This is a genomic window from Acidovorax sp. GW821-FHT10E04, assembly GCF_059415185.1.
This window is the reverse complement of the sequence record NZ_JBWKMT010000003.1, coordinates 646,256-664,102: the sequence shown is the minus strand read 5'-3', so window position 1 is coordinate 664,102 and position 17,847 is coordinate 646,256. Positions and strand designations below refer to the sequence as shown.

At 68.9% G+C, this 17,847-nt stretch carries 16 protein-coding genes; 8 read left to right on the top strand and 8 right to left on the bottom strand.

Annotation, left to right across the window (positions count from 1 at the left end; genetic code table 11):
* Nucleotides 1-155 precede the first annotated feature (155 nt).
* Nucleotides 156-617: a PACE efflux transporter gene (locus tag AC07OC_RS12425; protein WP_218296549.1), complete on the bottom strand. Its 462-nt coding sequence runs from the start codon at nt 615-617 to the stop codon at nt 156-158.
* Nucleotides 618-693: 76 nt separating this feature from the next.
* Here AC07OC_RS12425 and AC07OC_RS12420 point away from each other — a divergent pair, with 76 nt between their 5' ends.
* Nucleotides 694-1,665 (top strand): LysR family transcriptional regulator, encoded by a 972-nt coding sequence (locus AC07OC_RS12420; RefSeq protein ID WP_494601285.1) that lies wholly within the window; start codon nt 694-696, stop codon nt 1,663-1,665.
* Nucleotides 1,666-1,668: 3 nt separating this feature from the next.
* On the opposite strand, the gene AC07OC_RS12415 is transcribed toward AC07OC_RS12420, so the two are convergent.
* Complete coding sequence (locus AC07OC_RS12415; protein WP_494601283.1) at nt 1,669-2,505, bottom strand: MBL fold metallo-hydrolase; 837 nt, start codon at nt 2,503-2,505, stop codon at nt 1,669-1,671.
* 120 nt (nt 2,506-2,625) lie between these two features.
* On the opposite strand from AC07OC_RS12415, the gene AC07OC_RS12410 reads away from it, so the two are divergent.
* From AC07OC_RS12410 to AC07OC_RS12385, 6 genes are all read left to right on the top strand, one after another.
* The gene (locus tag AC07OC_RS12410) at nt 2,626-3,642 is read left to right on the top strand and encodes a helix-turn-helix domain-containing protein (protein WP_218339198.1); all 1,017 of its coding nucleotides are present in this window, start codon (nt 2,626-2,628) and stop codon (nt 3,640-3,642) included.
* Between the two features lie 104 nt (nt 3,643-3,746).
* Nucleotides 3,747-4,148: a GFA family protein gene (locus AC07OC_RS12405; RefSeq protein ID WP_492254338.1), complete on the top strand. Its 402-nt coding sequence runs from the start codon at nt 3,747-3,749 to the stop codon at nt 4,146-4,148.
* Between the two features lie 40 nt (nt 4,149-4,188).
* On the top strand, nt 4,189-5,082 hold the full coding sequence (locus AC07OC_RS12400) for a PPK2 family polyphosphate kinase (RefSeq protein WP_494598212.1): 894 nt from the start codon (nt 4,189-4,191) through the stop codon (nt 5,080-5,082).
* 182 nt (nt 5,083-5,264) lie between these two features.
* Nucleotides 5,265-6,584: a Glu/Leu/Phe/Val family dehydrogenase gene (locus tag AC07OC_RS12395; RefSeq protein ID WP_218296543.1), complete on the top strand. Its 1,320-nt coding sequence runs from the start codon at nt 5,265-5,267 to the stop codon at nt 6,582-6,584.
* A 377-nt stretch (nt 6,585-6,961) separates the two neighbouring features.
* Entirely contained in the window at nt 6,962-8,623 is a 1,662-nt protein-coding gene (locus tag AC07OC_RS12390; RefSeq protein ID WP_494601280.1) for a class I adenylate-forming enzyme family protein, read from the top strand.
* Nucleotides 8,623-10,005, top strand: coding sequence for an MFS transporter (locus tag AC07OC_RS12385; RefSeq protein WP_494601278.1), 1,383 nt, complete (start codon nt 8,623-8,625; stop codon nt 10,003-10,005). The genes AC07OC_RS12390 and AC07OC_RS12385 overlap by 1 nt, the downstream gene beginning before the upstream one ends.
* Before the next feature lie 56 nt (nt 10,006-10,061).
* Here the strand turns inward: AC07OC_RS12385 and AC07OC_RS12380 are convergent, their stop codons facing one another.
* Nucleotides 10,062-11,180: a hypothetical protein gene (locus AC07OC_RS12380; protein ID WP_494601276.1), complete on the bottom strand. Its 1,119-nt coding sequence runs from the start codon at nt 11,178-11,180 to the stop codon at nt 10,062-10,064.
* Nucleotides 11,181-11,388: 208 nt separating this feature from the next.
* Between AC07OC_RS12380 and AC07OC_RS12375 the strand changes: the two genes are divergently transcribed.
* A complete protein-coding gene (locus tag AC07OC_RS12375; RefSeq protein ID WP_218339204.1) occupies nt 11,389-12,033 on the top strand; it encodes a DUF8692 domain-containing protein in 645 nt (214 codons plus the stop codon).
* Between the two features lie 3 nt (nt 12,034-12,036).
* Here the strand turns inward: AC07OC_RS12375 and AC07OC_RS12370 are convergent, their stop codons facing one another.
* The 5 genes from AC07OC_RS12370 to AC07OC_RS12350 form a co-directional block, all read right to left on the bottom strand.
* Nucleotides 12,037-12,546, bottom strand: coding sequence for a hypothetical protein (locus AC07OC_RS12370; RefSeq protein ID WP_218339205.1), 510 nt, complete (start codon nt 12,544-12,546; stop codon nt 12,037-12,039).
* A 245-nt stretch (nt 12,547-12,791) separates the two neighbouring features.
* Entirely contained in the window at nt 12,792-14,177 is a 1,386-nt protein-coding gene (locus AC07OC_RS12365; RefSeq protein WP_218339206.1) for an SH3 domain-containing protein, read from the bottom strand.
* A 15-nt stretch (nt 14,178-14,192) separates the two neighbouring features.
* Entirely contained in the window at nt 14,193-15,632 is a 1,440-nt protein-coding gene (trhP, locus tag AC07OC_RS12360; RefSeq protein WP_218339207.1) for a prephenate-dependent tRNA uridine(34) hydroxylase TrhP, read from the bottom strand.
* A 36-nt stretch (nt 15,633-15,668) separates the two neighbouring features.
* Nucleotides 15,669-16,598 (bottom strand): tRNA 2-thiocytidine(32) synthetase TtcA, encoded by a 930-nt coding sequence (ttcA, locus tag AC07OC_RS12355; RefSeq protein WP_494601273.1) that lies wholly within the window; start codon nt 16,596-16,598, stop codon nt 15,669-15,671.
* A gap of 181 nt (nt 16,599-16,779) precedes the next feature.
* Nucleotides 16,780-17,844: a homocysteine S-methyltransferase family protein gene (locus AC07OC_RS12350; RefSeq protein WP_218296535.1), complete on the bottom strand. Its 1,065-nt coding sequence runs from the start codon at nt 17,842-17,844 to the stop codon at nt 16,780-16,782.
* Between the last annotated feature and the right edge of the window lie 3 nt (nt 17,845-17,847).

Genomic DNA, 17,847 nt, shown 5'->3' with positions numbered 1-17,847 from the left:
CAGGGCGCTCCTTGCGAGCGGCCCTTCGACGGGCCCAGGGCGACCGGCTGATCCGAGGCAGGCACCCATCAGGTCAATTGAGGTCAAATTGACCTTTGGCGCTTATCCATCAAGCGCCAATAGCTATTAATTTAATAGCGAAATTCCTTGCAACCTCAGGCAGCCACGGGCTCCATGGCCGAGGCCGGCAGGCCGAACAGATGGTCGAACACCCAGTTGAAGACAAAGGTGTAGCACAGGAAGAACACGATCAGCCCCAGGTCCATCACGAACGCGTGCCACAGGCTGATGCCGAACCACCACGCGAACAGCGGCACCAGCGTGAAGACCAGTCCGCCCTCGAAACCGATGGCATGCGCCACGCGCCGCGCCACGCTGCGGCCGCGCACGGGCTGGCGTGCTTCCCAGCGCTCGAAGGCCCAGTTGAAGATGATGTTCCAGAGGATGGCAATCACCGAGGCCGCCACGGCCACCACGCTCGAATGGCCCGCGCCCTGCCCCGTCAGCAGGGCCAGCCCCGCCGTCGCCGCCACGATGGCGATCAGTTCGTACAAGGTCACATAGATCAGGCGGCGCTTGAGGCCCTGCAGACCAAAAAGAGTAGGTTTCTTGTCCATGGGCCGGACTTTATATTCAACAATCTGACATATAAAGTCAGCTTGTTTCAGTTTTATTGATAGATCAGGAACCACCATGGCCTTCAGTTCCGACAGCGTGCAGGTCTTTCTGGCCGCGCTGGACCACGGCTCGTTCTCGGCGGCGGCACGCGCGCTCTCGCGGGTGCCCTCGGCGGTGAGCATGACGATGGCCCATCTGGAGGCCGAGCTGGACGTGCAGCTTTTCGACCGCAGCGGGCGCGAGCCCCGGCCCACCGCGGCAGCGCGTGCGCTGGAGCCCCAGGCCCGGCTGCTGGCGGGCCAGCTGCAGCAGCTCAACGCCCAGGCGCTCGCGCTGACCCAGGGGCTGGAGGAGCGGCTGACGCTGGCCATCGCCCCCGAGCTGCTCGCTGCGCGCTGGACCGGGCCCCTGGCCGCGCTGGCGCAGGAGTACCCGCTGCTCCAGGTCGAGGTGCTGGCCGCGCCGCAGGTGGATGCGCTGGAGCTGCTGCACGGCGGCCGCGCCCAGCTGGCGCTGGTGTTCGAGCGCCCCAGCATCGACGGGCGCGAGGGTTTCCAGGAGGTGGGCACCGAGACGCTGGTCGCCGTGATCGCCCCCGAGCATCCGGTGCTGGAGGGCGCACGGGCGTCGGCGAAGGCGCGGGGCGAAGAACCCGGGCGCGCCATGCTGCGCGAGGAGCACCTGACCACCACGCGCCAGATCGTCGTGGCCAGCCGCGACCTGGCGCAGACCGATCCCCGCTTTGTGTTTGCCCGGCACCACTGGCGCACCGACAACCACCTGGCCGCGCTGGGGCTGATCGAAGCGGGCCTGGGCTGGGGCTGGCAGCCCCGCGCGCTGGTGCAGCCACGCATCGAGGCCGCCCGCCTGGTGGAAATGCCCTTCGAGAACCTGAGCAACGGCACCGCGCTGTGGGTGGACGTGGTGTGGTCCAAGGAGCGCCCGCTGGGCCTGGGCGCGGCGCGCTTCGTGGCACTGATGCGGGAGAGCACGGGGGTGCGCACGGCCCCCGGCGACTGCACCCTCAAGAAGGGCTCCAGCGCCTGACCATCATGCGCAATTAGCTATTTTTTCAATAGCATCCGTGCCGCCAGCCGTGCGCCGGAACCGCCGCGCCTCGCCGTCCTCGGGCACCCACAGGCGGTGCGCCCAGCCGCCCTGCTCGGCCAGCGCACGCACTGCCGCGCGGGTGGTGGGGCAGTGGTCCAGGGCCTGCAGGTGGTTGACCACCAGGGTGCCGGGCGTCAGCGCGGCGGCCTCGGCCATGTCGGCGGCGTCCATGAGGATTTCCGCGCCGATGTCGAAGCGCGCGCCCCCAGCGGGCAGCACCGCCACATCCGGCTTCAGTCGCGCCAGGCAGTCGCGCACGGCGGGGGTCAGCAGCGTGTCGCCCGCCAGGTACACGCGGGGCTCGCCCGGCAGCTCCAGCAGGTAGCCATGGCCGTGCTCCATGAACCGGCCGATCCAGCCCCGGCCGTGCACGCAGGCGATCGGCGTGACATGGCCGCCCAGCGCGAACGGCTGGCGCTGCGGGCCGGACAGCGGCCACGCCGCCAGGCCCCGTTGCGCCAGGTAGCCCGCATCGCGCGGCATGCAGACCACCGGAATCTGCCGCTCTCGCAGAAAACGCTTGCCCGCGCGGTCCAGGTGGTCGAAGTGGCCGCGCTGGCAGTGCGTGATGAGGGCGTGCGTCACGCGCTCCAGCGCCGCGTCCGTGCCCGGCGGCAGGTCGACGATGGGGTTGCGCTCGCGCCCCTGGCCCAGGTAGCGCAGCGCAGGCAGGGCGCCGCGCGGGGCGAGCATCGGGTCCACCAGCAGGCCCACGGGGCGGCCTTCCGATGAGAACTCCAGCAGGACGGTGGCATTGCGCAGATGGGTGATGTGCATGGGGGTCTCCAACAGGGCCGGGGGGGTGGTTCGATGGCCGATTGTGGGATGCCGCGGCCTGCGCGAGAATGGCCCGATCAGACAACTTCTTGCCATTTCCGGGCAACCACTTCTTCCCCCATGGCAACACCCGTCGAGCCATCCCTCCCGCGTCGCTCCGTGCCACCGCCCGCCGCCCCGCTGCGCCTGGGCCTGCTGCTGTACCCCGGCTGCATGCCGGCGGGCCTGTTCGCTGCCGCCGACATGGCCCGCGCGGCCGGCCTGCGGGTGCAGCGGCCCGTGGTGCAGACGCTGTGGGTGGGCGCCGACCTGCAGCCCGTGCCCACGTGGCAGGGGCCGGCGCTGGCGCCCACCGCCGCCCTGGCCGGGGCCGATGTGGATGCGGTGCTGGTCCCCGGCCTGTGGCTTTCGTCCACGAACGGCCTAGCCGCGCAGCTGCAGCAGCTGGCCCCGGTGGTGCGGGCCCTGGCCGCCCTGCCCCGCCGCACGCAGGTGTGGAGCTACTGCGCCGGTGTGCTGCTGGCCGCCGCCAGCGGCCGCCTGCGCGGGCGTGGCGCCACGGCCACCTGGTGGCTGCGCGCCGCGCTGGAGCAGCAGTTCGGCGCCGTGCGCTGGCGCTTCGACGAACCCCTGGTGCAGGACGGCGCCGCCACCACGGCGGCCGGTGCCAACGGCCACCTGCCGCTGATGCTGCACGCCCTGGGCGCGCGGATCGCGCCCGAGGCCCTGGCGGACCTGCAGGCGCTGCTGATGCTGCCGCGCCCGCGCGCCACCCACCCGGCGTTCGCGGGGCACGACCTCATGGCCACGGCCGACGCCGACCTGCGCCGCGCCATGCTCTGGGTGCAGCGCAGCCCCGCCGCAAAGCTGCGGCTGCCCGCGCTGGCGGACGCGCTGGGCGTGTCGCCCCGCACGCTGGCGCGCCGGGTGCAGGCCCACACGGGGCTGCCGGCGGCGCACTGGATGCGCCGCATCAAGCTGCGCCAGGTGAGCGAGGCGCTGTGCGACACGCCACGGCCCTTGAAGCGCATCGCCGAAGACCTGGGTTTTGCCAGCGAAGCCGGCCTGCACCGGGCCTTTCGGCAGGCCACGGGGCAGACGCCGCTGGCCTACCGCATGGCGCACGGGCGCGGTTGAAGAAAGAACCCCGGCAGAAGGCTGGCGGGGTAGCCCCGCAGCCGCGCTTTTGCGATCATCCGCCCTCGCCCTGCAAGATCGCCACACGTTCCGAGGACCCGCCCATGCCCCAGACCTACACCGCCACCTGCCACTGCGGCGCCGTCCATGTGCAGGCGGGCCTGGACCTGAGCCAGCCCACCTTCCGCTGCAACTGCTCCATCTGCCGGCGCACGCGCTTCTGGGCAGCCGTGGCGCTGCCGGGCCAGTTCCACATCGTGCGCGGGCAGGACGAGCTCACGCGCTACCAGTTCAACACGCGCAAGAACCTGCACTACTTCTGCAGGCACTGCGGCGTGCGCGTGTTCGGCCACGGCACCGAGACGCCGATGGGCGAGATGTACGGCGTCAACGTGGGCTGCATCGACGGGCTGACGGACGAAGACCTCTCGCGGCTGGTCATCGTGCGCATCGACGGCCGGCACGACCAGTGGCAGCAGCCGCCGGCCCACGCAGGCCACTTGTGAGCTAACCTCTTTCACACCAACGCACCGCCCCTGGAACCCCATGCCGTCACCCCTGATTCCCAAGTCCCGCAACAAGGCCGCCGAGCTCTGGTCGCAATGGCAACCCGGCAAGCCCGCCGATGGCGAGGGCAAGGGCAGCAGCCGGGGCAAGCCGCCACGCGGCGTGTCGCTGCAGGACTACGACCCGGGCGCCAAGCCGTTTTCGCAGGGCGAGAAAGCCCGGGACAAGGCCGCCGTCGAGGCGCTGGCCGAGGAACTCGATGCGCTGCAGAACCTGTTCTATGCCGACAAACGCTACAAGCTGCTGGTGGTGCTCCAGGGCACCGACACCTCGGGCAAGGACGGGACGATCCGGGGCGTGTTCGGCCGCATGAGCGCCCTGGGCGTGCATGCCGTGGGCTGGAAGGCGCCGACCGAGGCCGAGCGCGCCCGCGACTACCTCTGGCGCATCCACCAGCAGGTGCCACAGGCCGGCGACATCACGGTGTTCAACCGCAGCCACTACGAGGACGTGCTGGTGCCCGTGGTCAACGGCTGGATCACGCCCGAACAGCACCAGCAGCGCCTGGCCCACATCAACGACTTCGAGCGCATGCTCGGCGAAACGGGCACCATCGTGCTCAAGTTCCTGCTGCACATCAGCCCCGAGGAGCAGCGACAGCGCCTGCAGGAGCGCCTGGACGATCCGGCCAAGCACTGGAAATTCAGCATGGGCGACATCGAGGTGCGCAAGCAATGGGCGGAGTACCAGCGCGCCTACGACGCGCTGCTGGCCGCCACCCACACGCCCTGGGCACCGTGGACCATCGTGCCCGCCAATTCCAAGACCCATCGCAACCTGATGATCGCCACCGTGCTGCGCGAGGTGCTGCAGAACCTGGACCTGCGCTACCCGACGGGCGACCCGGCGCTGACCCATTTCACGGTGGAATGACCGGCGTGGCGGGCGGCCGCCCGGTGCCCGCGCCCGGCGCGGCCCATGGAGCAGTGCCGCATGGGGCGGTCGTTTGCGTGGTTATGCAACAAATGCATAACACACAAACACTACGGCCTTAGACAGCGTGCGGCGGCAGGCATAAGCTTCGCGGCTTGAACTGATCCCACAAGGAATTCACCATGTCTTCATCCACGGGCGCCCCAGCCTCCAACCCCGCAGGCGCAGTCCACACCCTGCCCTCGTACCTGCAGGCCGACCACCTCGGCCCCTGGGGCAACTACCTGCAGCAGGTAGACCGCGTCACCCCCTACCTGGGCAGCCTGGCGCGTTGGGTGGAAACGCTCAAGCGCCCCAAGCGCATCCTGATCGTGGACGTGCCGATCGAGCTGGACAACGGCACCATCGCCCACTACGAGGGCTACCGCGTGCAGCACAACCTGAGCCGGGGCCCCGGCAAGGGCGGCGTGCGTTTCCACCAGGACGTGACACTGTCCGAAGTGATGGCCCTGTCGGCCTGGATGTCGGTCAAGAACGCCGCCGTGAACGTGCCCTACGGCGGTGCCAAGGGCGGTATCCGCGTGGACCCCAAGAAGCTGTCGATGGGTGAGCTGGAGCGCCTGACGCGCCGCTACACCAGCGAGATCGGCCTGCTGATCGGCCCCTCCAAGGACATCCCCGCCCCCGACGTGAACACCAACGGCCAGATCATGGCCTGGATGATGGACACGTATTCCATGAACGTGGGCGCCACCGCCACCGGCGTGGTGACCGGCAAGCCCGTGGACCTGGGCGGCTCGCTCGGCCGTGTGGAGGCCACCGGCCGCGGCGTGTTCACCGTGGGCGTGGAAGCCGCCAAGCTCACCGGCCTGGCGCTCGACGGCGCCCGCGTGGCCGTGCAGGGCTTTGGCAATGTGGGCGGCATCGCGGCCAAGCTGTTTGCCGAAGCGGGCGCCAAGGTGGTGGCCGTGCAGGACCACACCGGCACCATCTTCAACGGCAAGGGCCTGGACGTGCCCGCGCTGCTGGCGCACGTGAAGACCCGGGGTGGCGTGGGCGGCTTCGCCGGCGCCGATGTGATGCAGCCAGAGGAGTTCTGGGGCGTGGATTGCGAGATCCTGATCCCCGCCGCGCTCGAAGGCCAGATCACCAAGGACAACGCGGGCCAGATCAAGGCCAGGCTCGTGATCGAAGGCGCCAACGGCCCCACGACCACCGAGGCCGACGACATCCTGCACGACAAGGGCGTGCTGGTGCTGCCCGACGTGATCGCCAATGCCGGCGGCGTGACGGTGAGCTACTTCGAATGGGTGCAGGATTTTTCCAGCTTCTTCTGGAGCGAGGACGAGATCAACGCCCGCCTGGTGCGCATCATGCAAGAGGCCTTCGCGGGCATCTGGCAAGTGGCGCAGGAGCACAAGGTGAGCCTGCGCACCGCCACCTTCATCGTGGCCTGCCAGCGCATCCTGCACGCCCGCGAAATGCGCGGCCTGTATCCGTAAGCGCCCGCAGCGGCTGCGCCGCTTCCCCCGAGGGGACACGCCGGTGGCCTGGCGTGAAGGCGCCGCCTGATTGCGCAGGGGCACTTTCTAGTCCGCCATCCTGGCCACGCCCTTACCGGGGCGGGCCTTGCCAAACAACCGCCACGCCGTGATCCGGCCTGGCGGTTTTTTCTTTGTCTGCGCACGGTGCGCCGGCCTGCTTGTTGCGCCACGGCGACGGGCACGTGGCGCGCACCGCCGTTCACGGAGCCAAAGCGACCGCACAGCCGAAGCAGAAACAAGAAGATACGCGCAGGTACAAATGGTCATCTTTTGCCACGGGTGCGCGTGAAAAACTTCCTTGACCTTGCTTTCACGCCCCTCCTGGGAGACTTCCGGTGGCCTTACCTTCCCTGCGCAGCCTGGTGGCGCGCTTTCTCCTGAACCGCTTGCGCACCGCCCGCGCCGTCGCCCGCCTGGCGTACCGCCTGCACCCCCACAAGCCCGCGCTCATCGACCGGCGCGGCACGCTCACCTACGCACAGCTGCACGAGCGCGTGTTGCGCCTGCAGGCCTGGATGCAGGCGCAGGGCGTGAAGAAGGGCGACGTCGTGTTCACCTGGCTGCCCGAGACCGGCGAGCAGTACGAAACCCGCCTGGCCACGTTCGAGAACGGCACCATCTTCGCGAGCTTCCACAAGCACCTGCCGGCCGATGCGGCACTCACCACCATGGGCCGCGTCAAGCCCACGGTGTTCATCCACGACCCGCTGCTGAGCGCCCCCATCCTGCAGGCCGTGCGCGAGCAGCTGCCCGGCCTGCGCCTGCTGGCGCTGGGGGATGAGTACGAACAGGCGCTGGCGCAGGCCACCCCCACCGCAGGCACCGCCGAGGTGCACGAGGACGACGTGTTCGCGCTGCACATGACCTCGGGCACCACGGGCCTGCCCAAGTCCATCGGCTACAGCAACCGCAAGTACCTGGACAGCGTGCGCCTGATCTCGCGCGCCATCGACTTCAGGCCACCCGCCCACGGCCCCGACGTGAACATGCTGGGCCTGCCGCTCACCGGGCCGGGCTCGGGCCTGGTGCTGCCCACGCTGCTCTCGGGCGCGGCGCTGGTGATGCCCGAGGACTTCCGCGCCAGCACGCTCGCGGGGCTGATCCAGAAGCACCGCGTGTCGCGCGCCTTCCTCTCGCCTTCGGCCATCATCGACCTGCTGGACGAGCCCACGCTGGACCAGTACGACCTGTCGTCGCTGACCCACGTGCCCTATGGTTCGGAGATGATGCCCGCGCCCAAGATCGCCGAGGCCATCCGCCGCTTCGGGCCGATCTTCCAGCAGGGCTACGGCTGCCTGGAGGCCCTGCCGCCCATCACCTGGCTGCTGCCGCACGAACACGTGGATGCCCAGGGCAACCCGCTCGGCCTGGAGGTGCTCTCCACCGTGGGCCGGGTCATGCCCGGCGTGCAGGTGGTCATCCGCGGCGACGACTTCACGCCGCTGCCGCAGGGCGAGATGGGCCTGATCACCGTGCTGACGCCCGTGCGCTTCGACGGCTACTGGCTCGACCCCGAAAAGACCGGCGAGACCCTGCGCGACGGCTGGGTGGTGATGGGCGACCTGGGCTATTTCGACACGGCGGGCTACCTGCACGTGCTGGGGCGCAGCGCCGACCGCGTCTCGCGCGATGGGCAGCTGCTGAACCCGCGCGAAGTGGAGGAGGTGGCCCACACCCACCCCTCGGTCAAGGAGGCCTGCCTGGTGCAGCATGGCGCGCAGGCCTTGCTGGTGCTGAGCCTGCGCCGGAGCTGGCGCAAGGGGCAGGACTGGGGCACGCTGGAGGGCGAGATCGCGCAGTACCTGGCGCAGCAGCTGCCCGCCACCCTGTGCCCCGACGATGTCCGCATCGTCGAGGAGATTCCGCGCAGCTTCCTGAACAAGATGCTGCGCCGCGAAGTGCGGCTGATGCTCGAAGCCGCGCCGCCGCGCGCCGCAGCCTCCAGTGCGCCCACGCCCGCCGCGGTGCCTTCGTACGTCCCGGCGGTGGCACCGTGATGCACCACAGCCACGCGCCGGGCAGCACCACGCCATCGCCCCTGACCCTCGGCACCAAGCTCAGCTACGCGGTCGGCAACGTCGGCCTGCAGATGCTGATCGCGGCGATGAATTTCATGCTCATGATCTTCTACACCGACGTGGCCCTGGTCGCGCCGGCCGTGGCAGGCGCGGCGCTGCTGGTGGGCAAGGTGTGGGATACCGTCAACGACCCGCTGTTCGGCTGGGTGACCGACCGCACGCGCTCGCGCTGGGGCCGTCACCGCGTCTACCTCGTCTACGGAGCCCTCCCGCTGGGCATTGCGGCAGCCGCGGTGTGGATGGTGCCGCCGGGCCTGTCGCCGGTGGCCGCGTTCCTGTGGATCGCCATCACGTACACCGTGTTCGACACGCTCATGACGCTGGTGCAGCTGCCCTACCAGGCGATGGCCGCGAACATGACCACCGACTACGACGAGCGCACCAGCCTCACGGCCCATGCCTCCATGGGTGCGCTGCTGGGCTTCTTCGCGGGCAGCGTGTTCATGCCGGTGCTGGTGCGGGCCGCGCCCGACGCCCGCACCGGCTATGCACTCGCGGGCTCGTGCTTCGGCCTGATCGCCGGCGCGGCCGTGGCCGTGGTGGCCTGGCGCGTGCGCGAGCCCCAGGGCGGCGCCGAGCCCGCCGCCGACGCCAGCGACCGCCAACCCATGTGGGACAGCGTGCGCGAAACCCTGCGCACCACGCTGCGCAACCGCCCTTTCCTGCTGCTGATGAGCGCTGCGACCCTGGTGCGCCTGGGCCTCACGCTGGTGCAGGCCTCGCTCGCGTACTTCGTGATCTACCAGCTGCAGGGCGACAAGGGCGACCTGCCGCGCTACATGGGCACGCTGCTCGGCGTGGTGGGCCTGTCGCTGTTCGTGTGGAAGGTCGTGGTCGACCGCTGGGAAAAGAACTGGGCGTACGTCCTGGGCCTGGTGCTGTGCGCGGGCGGCCTGGTGGCGCTGTACTGGGTGGGGCCGGGCGACCAGCGCCTGGTCATGGGCATCCTGGTCGTCATCGGCATCGGCATGGGCGCGCACTGGATCGTGCCCTTCGCCATGGTTCCCGACACCATCGACCACGGCCACATGCAGGCCGGCGAGCGCAAGACGGGCATGTACTACGGCCTGTACGGCCTGATGGACAAGCTGGCACGCACGCTGGCCACGGTGATGGTGGCCGGCATGCTGGACGTGACGGGCTACGTGCCCAACGTGGCGCAGTCGGCCAGCGCGCTGCAGGGCATCACCCTGATGACCGGCGTGCTGCCGGCGCTGTGCCTGGTGCTGGCCGTTCCGCTGCTGGTGGCCTACCCCATCACGCGGTCGCGCCACGCGGACATCCTGCACAAGACCCGCTGACCCGCGAGGCCGCGCCCCGCCAGCGCGATCCCCGAAAAGTCCGGGACGAACAGGGTCTAGGCGCCGGGCGCGGGGCCCACCGGCTCCGGTGGCCGCACCCCGCGCTGCGCCAGGCAGAAAGGCTGGGCGCACTCCGCGCGGGCCGCATAAGGGCAGCCCACGGTCTCGCACAAACCGGAGGCGCCGTTGCGGGCGCGGTCCTCCTCGCGCGGCACCTGGCCGCTGGCCTGCAGCACGGCCATCTGCGTCCACGGGTCCATGCGCAGCTGCGCCAGCAGGTCGCGGCCATACACGGCAGCGGGCATCTGCGGCTGGAAATCCATCACCAGCAAGGCGCTGGTGCGGGGCGCCGAGGCCTCCAGCCCTTGCAGCACCAGCGCGAACACCCCGGACTGCAGCGACTGCGCACTGCCCGTGAACGGCACCTGCAGCGGCGCCGCCGTGGAGGGCGTGGCGGCCGCCGCCGCTGCGGATGCGGCAGCCGAAGGCGCCTGCGACGCCAGCCACGGCACCGGCACGCGCAGGGTCAGCGCAAAGCCGCGCGGGCCTTCGGGCGTCTGCACGCTGCCCTGGCGCACCAGCCAGGTCTGCAGCGGCGGCGCCTCTGCGTCCACCGCGCCGCTTTCCAGCGCCTGCGCCAGCCCGATGGGCCAGGGCTGGGCGGCCGTGACCCGCTGTGGCGCCACACTGCCCGCCGTGAGCTGCGCCACCAGCGCACCCACCATGCGCAGCAGCGGCGCACCCAGCCCCGTGGCGGGCCAGTCGGCGCCCGACACGGATGCCGTGGAGGAGGCTGGTACAGGCGCGCCCACGGGCAGCGGCGGCGGTGCCGGCGCCCCCCGCGGCGCGGCGCCGGCCCTGGCGCCGGGGGCCGCAGCGGCGGCCACGTTGCCCACCACCCCACGCCGTGGTTCAAACCCTGCGCCGAGCTGCTCGCGCGCCTGCGCCGAGATGCTGGCCTTGTCGGCCGCCGGGGCGGGCAGAGGTCCGGCGGGCGGGCTGGGAGAGGTCGGTGTGGGCGGAGGCGCGCTCGGGTCGGCCGTGGGCAGCGTCGCGGTCGCGGGGCCGGGCTTGTCCAGCCCCAGCAGCGCGGCCTGCCGCTGCAGGGCCGCTTCGGCCAGGAACTGGGCCACGGGCGGCAGCGCGCTGCGGGAGGGGTCGATGGGGAGGGCCATACCGGACAAGCGTGGGAGTTTCCGATTCTGAAGCGATTCCACGGGCGTGAACAGGGCACGCCGCCCGCAGCGTGCAAAACCATCAACAAGCTACCAAATGCATAGCTGAAAATGCACTACATTCCGGCGCCAGCGGCCTATCTGATTCAAAATTGCGTCGGTCCACTGGCACCACCCGGTGCCGGTGCCCCGTGGTTCCAAGCTCGCCATGCGCCAACACCCTGCCCCACCATCCCACCACACGCCCGGCCCCACGCGGGCGCCCCACCCGGGGGTCGCACCCGCCCTGCTGGGCGCGGCGGCGGGGTTTCTGCTGTTCAGCGCGTGGATCTTTGCGCCGGGCTGGGAGCGCGCGTTCCGCTCCGACAACTCGCCCGCATCGTGGCTGTCGAGCGCGCTGCTGCTCACGCTGTGCATCACCGCGCTGCGCCTGACGGCCGAGCGCTGCCTGCCCGGGCGGCTGGGCGTGTGGCTGGTGCTGGCCTTCGGCGCGCTGGCGCTGGACGAGCAGTTCATGCTGCACGAGCTTTGGAAGTTCCGCTGCCACGAATGGACCGATGCCTGCCGCTGGGGCGCCGTGCGCGAGGCGCCCATGCTCGCGGTGGCTGGGGTGGGCTTGGTCACGCTGGCCTGGTTGCACCGGGGACTGAGCCACAGCAGCACTCGTGCCCTGCTGTGGGCGGGATTCGCGGTGGGGCTGGTGGCAATTGGCGTGGACCAGTGGCCGGAGGTGCAGCCGCATGCGCCCTCGCTACCGGAGTTGCCTGTGCTGCTGGCCACGCTGGAGGAAGCGCTGGAAGTGGTGGCGGAGGCGCTGGTGTTGGCGGCGTTGTTGCGGCAACCGAAAGCCTAGGCCCTACCCTCGGGTTATTCGCGCCCGAACCATATCTTCCACACGCTCTCTCACGACAAACCGAACAATCCGTGACTGGATACTTCCCTGAAGTGCCATACCCGCAAAGACCGGCACAGCTGGTTTCCCAAGACTTCGCGAAATCGCGAAAACAGGCCCACCGCTAAAACCTGAAAACGTTGATAGGGGAGGAGGAGTTGGCACAGTCAGCTGGTGAATCCAAGGGCTCTCAGTAGGTCCGACGTAGTTGGCTTCTAGTGTGACAAGCCCTTCCACAACCTCTCCTCGGTCGTAGTCCACATAGGTATGGTCATTAGGAAAGCCTAGCACTCTAAATGGCGAGATCTCTCGGTAGCTCATCCCATCTCGCTCACTGGGGTCAAGAGGAAGAATGGGCGTTTCTCCCAAATCTCCCCCCAGCTTCTGCAGGTTGAGTTCAATTACTGCAATGTCGAAATGGTCCTCGCCGTAGGCATCGAGGGGCATGTAGAAAACATCAATCAGCTCGAACAAGCAGCCTTTTGGGCTGACGACACACAACGGGGAAAGATCCTCGTATGGGCGAAGTCCATGCCGTGTAGTGACCAAGAAGCATCTTCGGTTCAAACCGACAAGAAACGAACTTGCCCAAACACGGTGGGGGGCTTCTTCGATTCCTGTCTCGGCGACGAGAGGACGGACACAAGACTCCAGGCTTTTACTCAGGATCATTGCGGTGCGGTTTGATTCGTTCTAATACTCACCTTTTGCGGAGCGCCTCACGTGCACTCCTGATCCACCCAGTACCCCGCCCGGAACCACTGGCCGTTGATGTTCAGGTACCAGCGCCAGTCAAAAACCGGCTCAAAGCTCATGCCACCGGGCGCAGGGGTGTCGATGCGCAGGATGTCGGCCATGCCGTCACGGTCCACGTCGATCTCATGCACCAGCACCGCCGTGTGCTTGCGCTGGGGCTTGTCCCGGATGGGCGGGTCGGCGGGCTGCATCCAGCTCGTGGCGTAGCGGCGGGTCTTCACCTTCACGGCATCGGGCGGCAGCCTGCCGGGCACGGCCAGGCGGACCAGCACCTCGGCGGTGTCGGACAGTCTGGCGTAGCCGCGCACGGGAACCGTTTCGTCCTCGCGCGGGTCGCCGAAGCCCTTGCCGGGGTAGTGGCCGCCGCAGTAGTGGTCGGCGTTGCTGATGTCCCAGTAGCGCTGGCGCAGGGCCCGTGCGCCGACCAGCCCCTGGTGGGTGATGGCATACAGGGTGAGCGCGGGGGCAAAGGCCAGGTCGGCAGACCCCACGTCCCAGAAGCCGGTCACGAACTCGATCTCGGGCCCCATGTGGCGGTTGAAGCTGCCATGCGGCGCGCCGGTGGGGACCACGCTGATGCGGGTTCCCGCCACCGCCGCCAGGCCATCGGCATCCGTTTCGTGCAGCAGGGCCACGCTGGCGTGGGTGCGGAAGTACGACGGGGCAATCGCGGGCAGAACGGGCCGCGTGGCGAGGGGAGCCACGGCGGGGATGTGGTCCACCGCGCGGGTGGCCAGCTTCAGGTCGGCGAGCGGGTCGACGGGCTCGCCCCGGTCAATCTCCTGCTCGGGCCGCAGCGGCACGCCTGCGCGCAACAGCTTCTTGGCCGCTTCAAACTCCGGGCGCACCGGGTACTGCACGGGGGCCTCAGGCGCGTGGGTCTTGACCAGGGCATTGAGCTGCAGCGCGGCGGGCCGGGGCAAGGCGTTGCCATAGGCACGCAGCCGGTTGGGCGATGGTGCCACCCAGAAGGCGCGGGCTGCGTCCTTGCCCACCTGGGCCAGGGTCAGGGGCTGGTCAGACAGCAGATTGCAGGACACATGGGCTTGCAACGGTGCCGCCAATGCGGGGCCGAGGCGCACATCGCCCCGATAGAGCACGGCGCACCAGCCGTCGCGCTCAGTGAGCTGCTCCAGCGCAGTGTTGGCCGGCACCTGGGCCAGCACGCTGGCTTGGGCCTGGGCCGACTCGCGCAGGTTGACCCAGGAGCCCTGTACATAGCGCACCTTGGCGGGCGCCAACTGCGGCGCGCCTGCAGTGGAGCCCTGCGCCAGGGCGCTGGCGCTGGCAAGCGCGGCCACAACCGACAGTGCCAAAACCGGCGCGCCGCTGCGATGGTGCGTCCACATGGCGGTGCGTCCCGCTCAAGCCACGACGGCGGGTTCGGCCGCCGCGGCCGCAGGCGGTGCCTCCACCACGCGGGCCAGCAGCGCGCCGGTATAGCGCGCAGGCAGCGGAATCCACACGCGCACCGGGTTGCCTTGCGCCACCGCCACCGGTTGGCCTTCCGCATTGCGCATCTGGTCCAGCCGCACGGTGATGTTGCCGCTGGGGTGCACCACTTCGATCAGGTCGTCCACCGCAAAGTGGTTCTTGGTTTCGACCAACACCCAGTCGCCTTGCAGCCCCACTTCGGCCTGCCCCTCGGCGCCCAGCACCTCGCCCACGAACTGGCTGCGCTGCGTGGTGGAGTGGCCGTTGATGTAGTTCTGGTAGTCGTTGCTGGGGCGCCGCTCCAGCAGGCCGCCGGTGTAGCCCCGGTTGGACAGGCCTTCGAGCTCGATGAGCAGCTCGGGGTTGAACGGGCGGCCGGCCACGGCGTCGTCGATGGCGCGGCGGTAGACCTGGGCGGTGCGGGCCACGTAGTACAGGCTCTTGGTGCGGCCTTCGATCTTGAGCGAATCGACGCCGATCTGCGCCAGGCGCGCCACGTGCTCCACCGCGCGCAGGTCCTTGCTGTTCATGATGTACGTGCCGTGCTCGTCTTCCATGATGGGCATCATCTGCCCGGGCCGGCCGGCTTCTTCGATCAGGTAGACCTTGTCGGCCTTGGGGTGGCGCTCGCCGCTGCCGGTGGTGGACGCAAAAGCCTGCTCTGCCTTCTGCTGCGCGGCCTCGAAGTTGAAGTCACCCTCCATCTTCCGGGCAATGGCTTCGCCGGTGGTCGGGTCGATGTCGGCGTCATGGGTGGCGTAGTTCCAGCGGCAGGCGTTGGTGCAGGTGCCCTGGTTGGGGTCGCGGTGGTTGAAGTAGCCGCTGAGCAGGCAGCGGCCCGAGTACGCGATGCACAGCGCGCCGTGCACGAAGACTTCGAGCTCCATGTCGGGACACTCCTGGCGGATTTTTTCGATCTCGTCCAGGCTGAGTTCGCGCGAGAGGATGACGCGCTCCACGCCCATCTTCTGCCAGAACTTCACCGCCGCCCAGTTGGTGGTGTTGGCCTGCACGGAGAGGTGCACCACCTGCTCGGGCCACTTCTCCTTGACCATCATGATCAGGCCCGCGTCGGCCATGATCAACGCGTCGGGCTTCAGGTCGATGACGGGCTCAATGTCGCGCAGGTAGGTGCGGATCTTGTCGTTGTGCGCAATGAGGTTGCTGGTCACAAAGAACTTCTTGCCGCGTGTGTGGGCCTCGCTGATGCCTTGGCGGATCTGCTCGAGCTTGAATTCGTTGTTGCGCGCGCGCAGGGAGTAGCGCGGCTGGCCGGCGTACACGGCGTCGGCGCCGAAGTCGTAGGCGGCGCGCATCTTGTCGAGCGAGCCGGCGGGCAGGAGCAGTTCGGGGGCTTTGAGCGTGGTCATGGGGTGGCCCAATCTAAAAATCGTCGGGGGTCGGGTTCAGCGGGGCATCAGGGGCAGGCCCGCGAGCATGCCCACGGCCTGCGCAGGCAGTTCTTCGGCGTCAAAGGCCTTGTCACCATCGGCGTCGGCCACGCCGTTGGGTACCAACCCCTTGAAGTCGAACTGGCGCGGGTCCATGAAGTGCGAAGGCACCAGGTTGCGCAGCGCCACGGCCATGTTTTCGATGCGGCCGGGGTACAGCTGCTGCCAGTCGCGCAGCATCTGGCCGATCTGCTTGCGCTGCAGATTCTCCTGGCTGCCGCACAGCGTGCAGGGGATGATGGGGAAGTTGCGGATCTCGGCCCAACGCGTGAGGTCATCCTCGGCCACATAGGCCAGCGGGCGGATGATGAGGTGGTCGCCCCGGTCGCTCTGCACCTTGGGCGGCATGCCCTTGAGCTTGCCGCCGAAGAACATGTTGAGGAAGAAGGTCTGCAGCATGTCGTCGCGGTGGTGGCCGAGTGCAATTTTGGTGCAGCCCAGCTCGTCGGCCACGCGGTACAGGATGCCCCGGCGCAGGCGGCTGCACAGGCTGCACATGGTCTTGCCCTCGGGGATGTGCTCCTTGACGACGCTGTAGGTGTCCTGCGTCTCGATGTGGAAGGGCACGCCCACCTTCGCCAGATACTCGGGCAGCACATGGGCCGGAAAGCCGGGCTGCTTCTGGTCGAGGTTGACGGCGATCAGCTCGAAGCGGTTGCCGTTGCGCTGCTGCAGCAAACGCAGCACGTCCAGCATGGCGTAGCTGTCCTTGCCGCCGGACACGCAGACCATGACCTTGTCACCGCCTTCGATCAGGCCAAAGTCGCCAATGGCCTGGGCGACTTGCCGCACCAGGCGCTTTTCGAGCTTGAGCGCGGCGTGGGCGGCGGCTTTCTCGGCGGCCTCAGCAACAGGGGTTTCGGGCAGGGTGGCGGTAACGGACATGGGGAGCGGGCCGGGGTTCTGGCAAAGGGTGCGGGCGAAAGTTCAACCGAAGGCGCAAGGGTGCCGCAGAGTCATGCGCCCGGCAATGCGCCACCGCAGCGCAGTGACGATTTGAGTGCTGCGTTTTTTATAGCTACCAGCGCTTTCTGGATCAGCGCCAGAGGCCAGTTTGCCTCCAAATTCAGGCTTCAGCGGGGTAGAACATCTTGCGCGTGGGCACGTTTTCCACCGCCTTGGCGATGGCGCCGATGTGGTCCGGCGTGGTGCCGCAGCAGCCGCCCAGGATGTTGACCAGCCCCTCGGCCGCGAACTCGTGCACCAGGCGGCTGGTGATCTCGGGGGTTTCGTCAAACCCCGTGTCGCTCATGGGGTTGGGCAGGCCGGCGTTGGGGTAGCAGCTGATGAACGTGTCCTCTGCCACCCGGTTCAGCTCCTGGATGTAGGGGCGCATCAGCGTGGCGCCCAGGGCGCAATTGAGGCCGATGGCCAGCGGGCGCGAGTGGCGCACGCTGTGCCAGAAGGCGGTCACGGTCTGTCCGCTCAAGATGCGGCCCGAGGCGTCGGTGACGGTGCCGCTGATGATGAGGGGCAGGCGCTCGCCGCTTTTTTCAAAGAACTCATCGATGGCGAACAGCGCGGCCTTGGCGTTGAGGGTGTCGAAGATGGTCTCGACCAGCAGCACGTCGGAGCCGCCCTCGACCAGCGCCTCGGTCTGCTCGTAGTAGGCGGCGCGCAGCTGCTCGAAGTCCACATTGCGCGCGCCGGGGTCGTTCACGTCGGGGCTGATGCTGGCCGTCTTGGGCGTGGGGCCCAGGGCGCCGGCGACGAAGCGCGGCTTGTCGGGCGTGGAGTATTTGTCGCAGGCGGCGCGGGCCAGCCGGGCGGACTTGAGATTCATCTCGCGCGCCAGGTCGGCCATCTTGTAGTCCTCCTGCGCGATGGTCGTCGCGCCGAAGGTGTTGGTCTCGATGAGGTCGGCGCCCGCGGCCAGGTAGCGCTCGTGGATGTCGCGGATCACGTCGGGGCGGGTGAGGCTGAGCAACTCGTTGTTGCCCTTCACGTCGCGCGGGAAGTCCTTGAACCGGTCGCCCACACCGTCGGGGCCCGTGTAGCCCTCGCCCCGGTACTGCGCCTCGCCCAGCTTGAAGCGCTGGATCATGGTGCCCATGGCGCCGTCGAGGATGACGATGCGTTGGGCGAGGATGTCGGGCAGCTGCGCGGCGCGGGTGTAGTGAAGGGCTTGCATAGG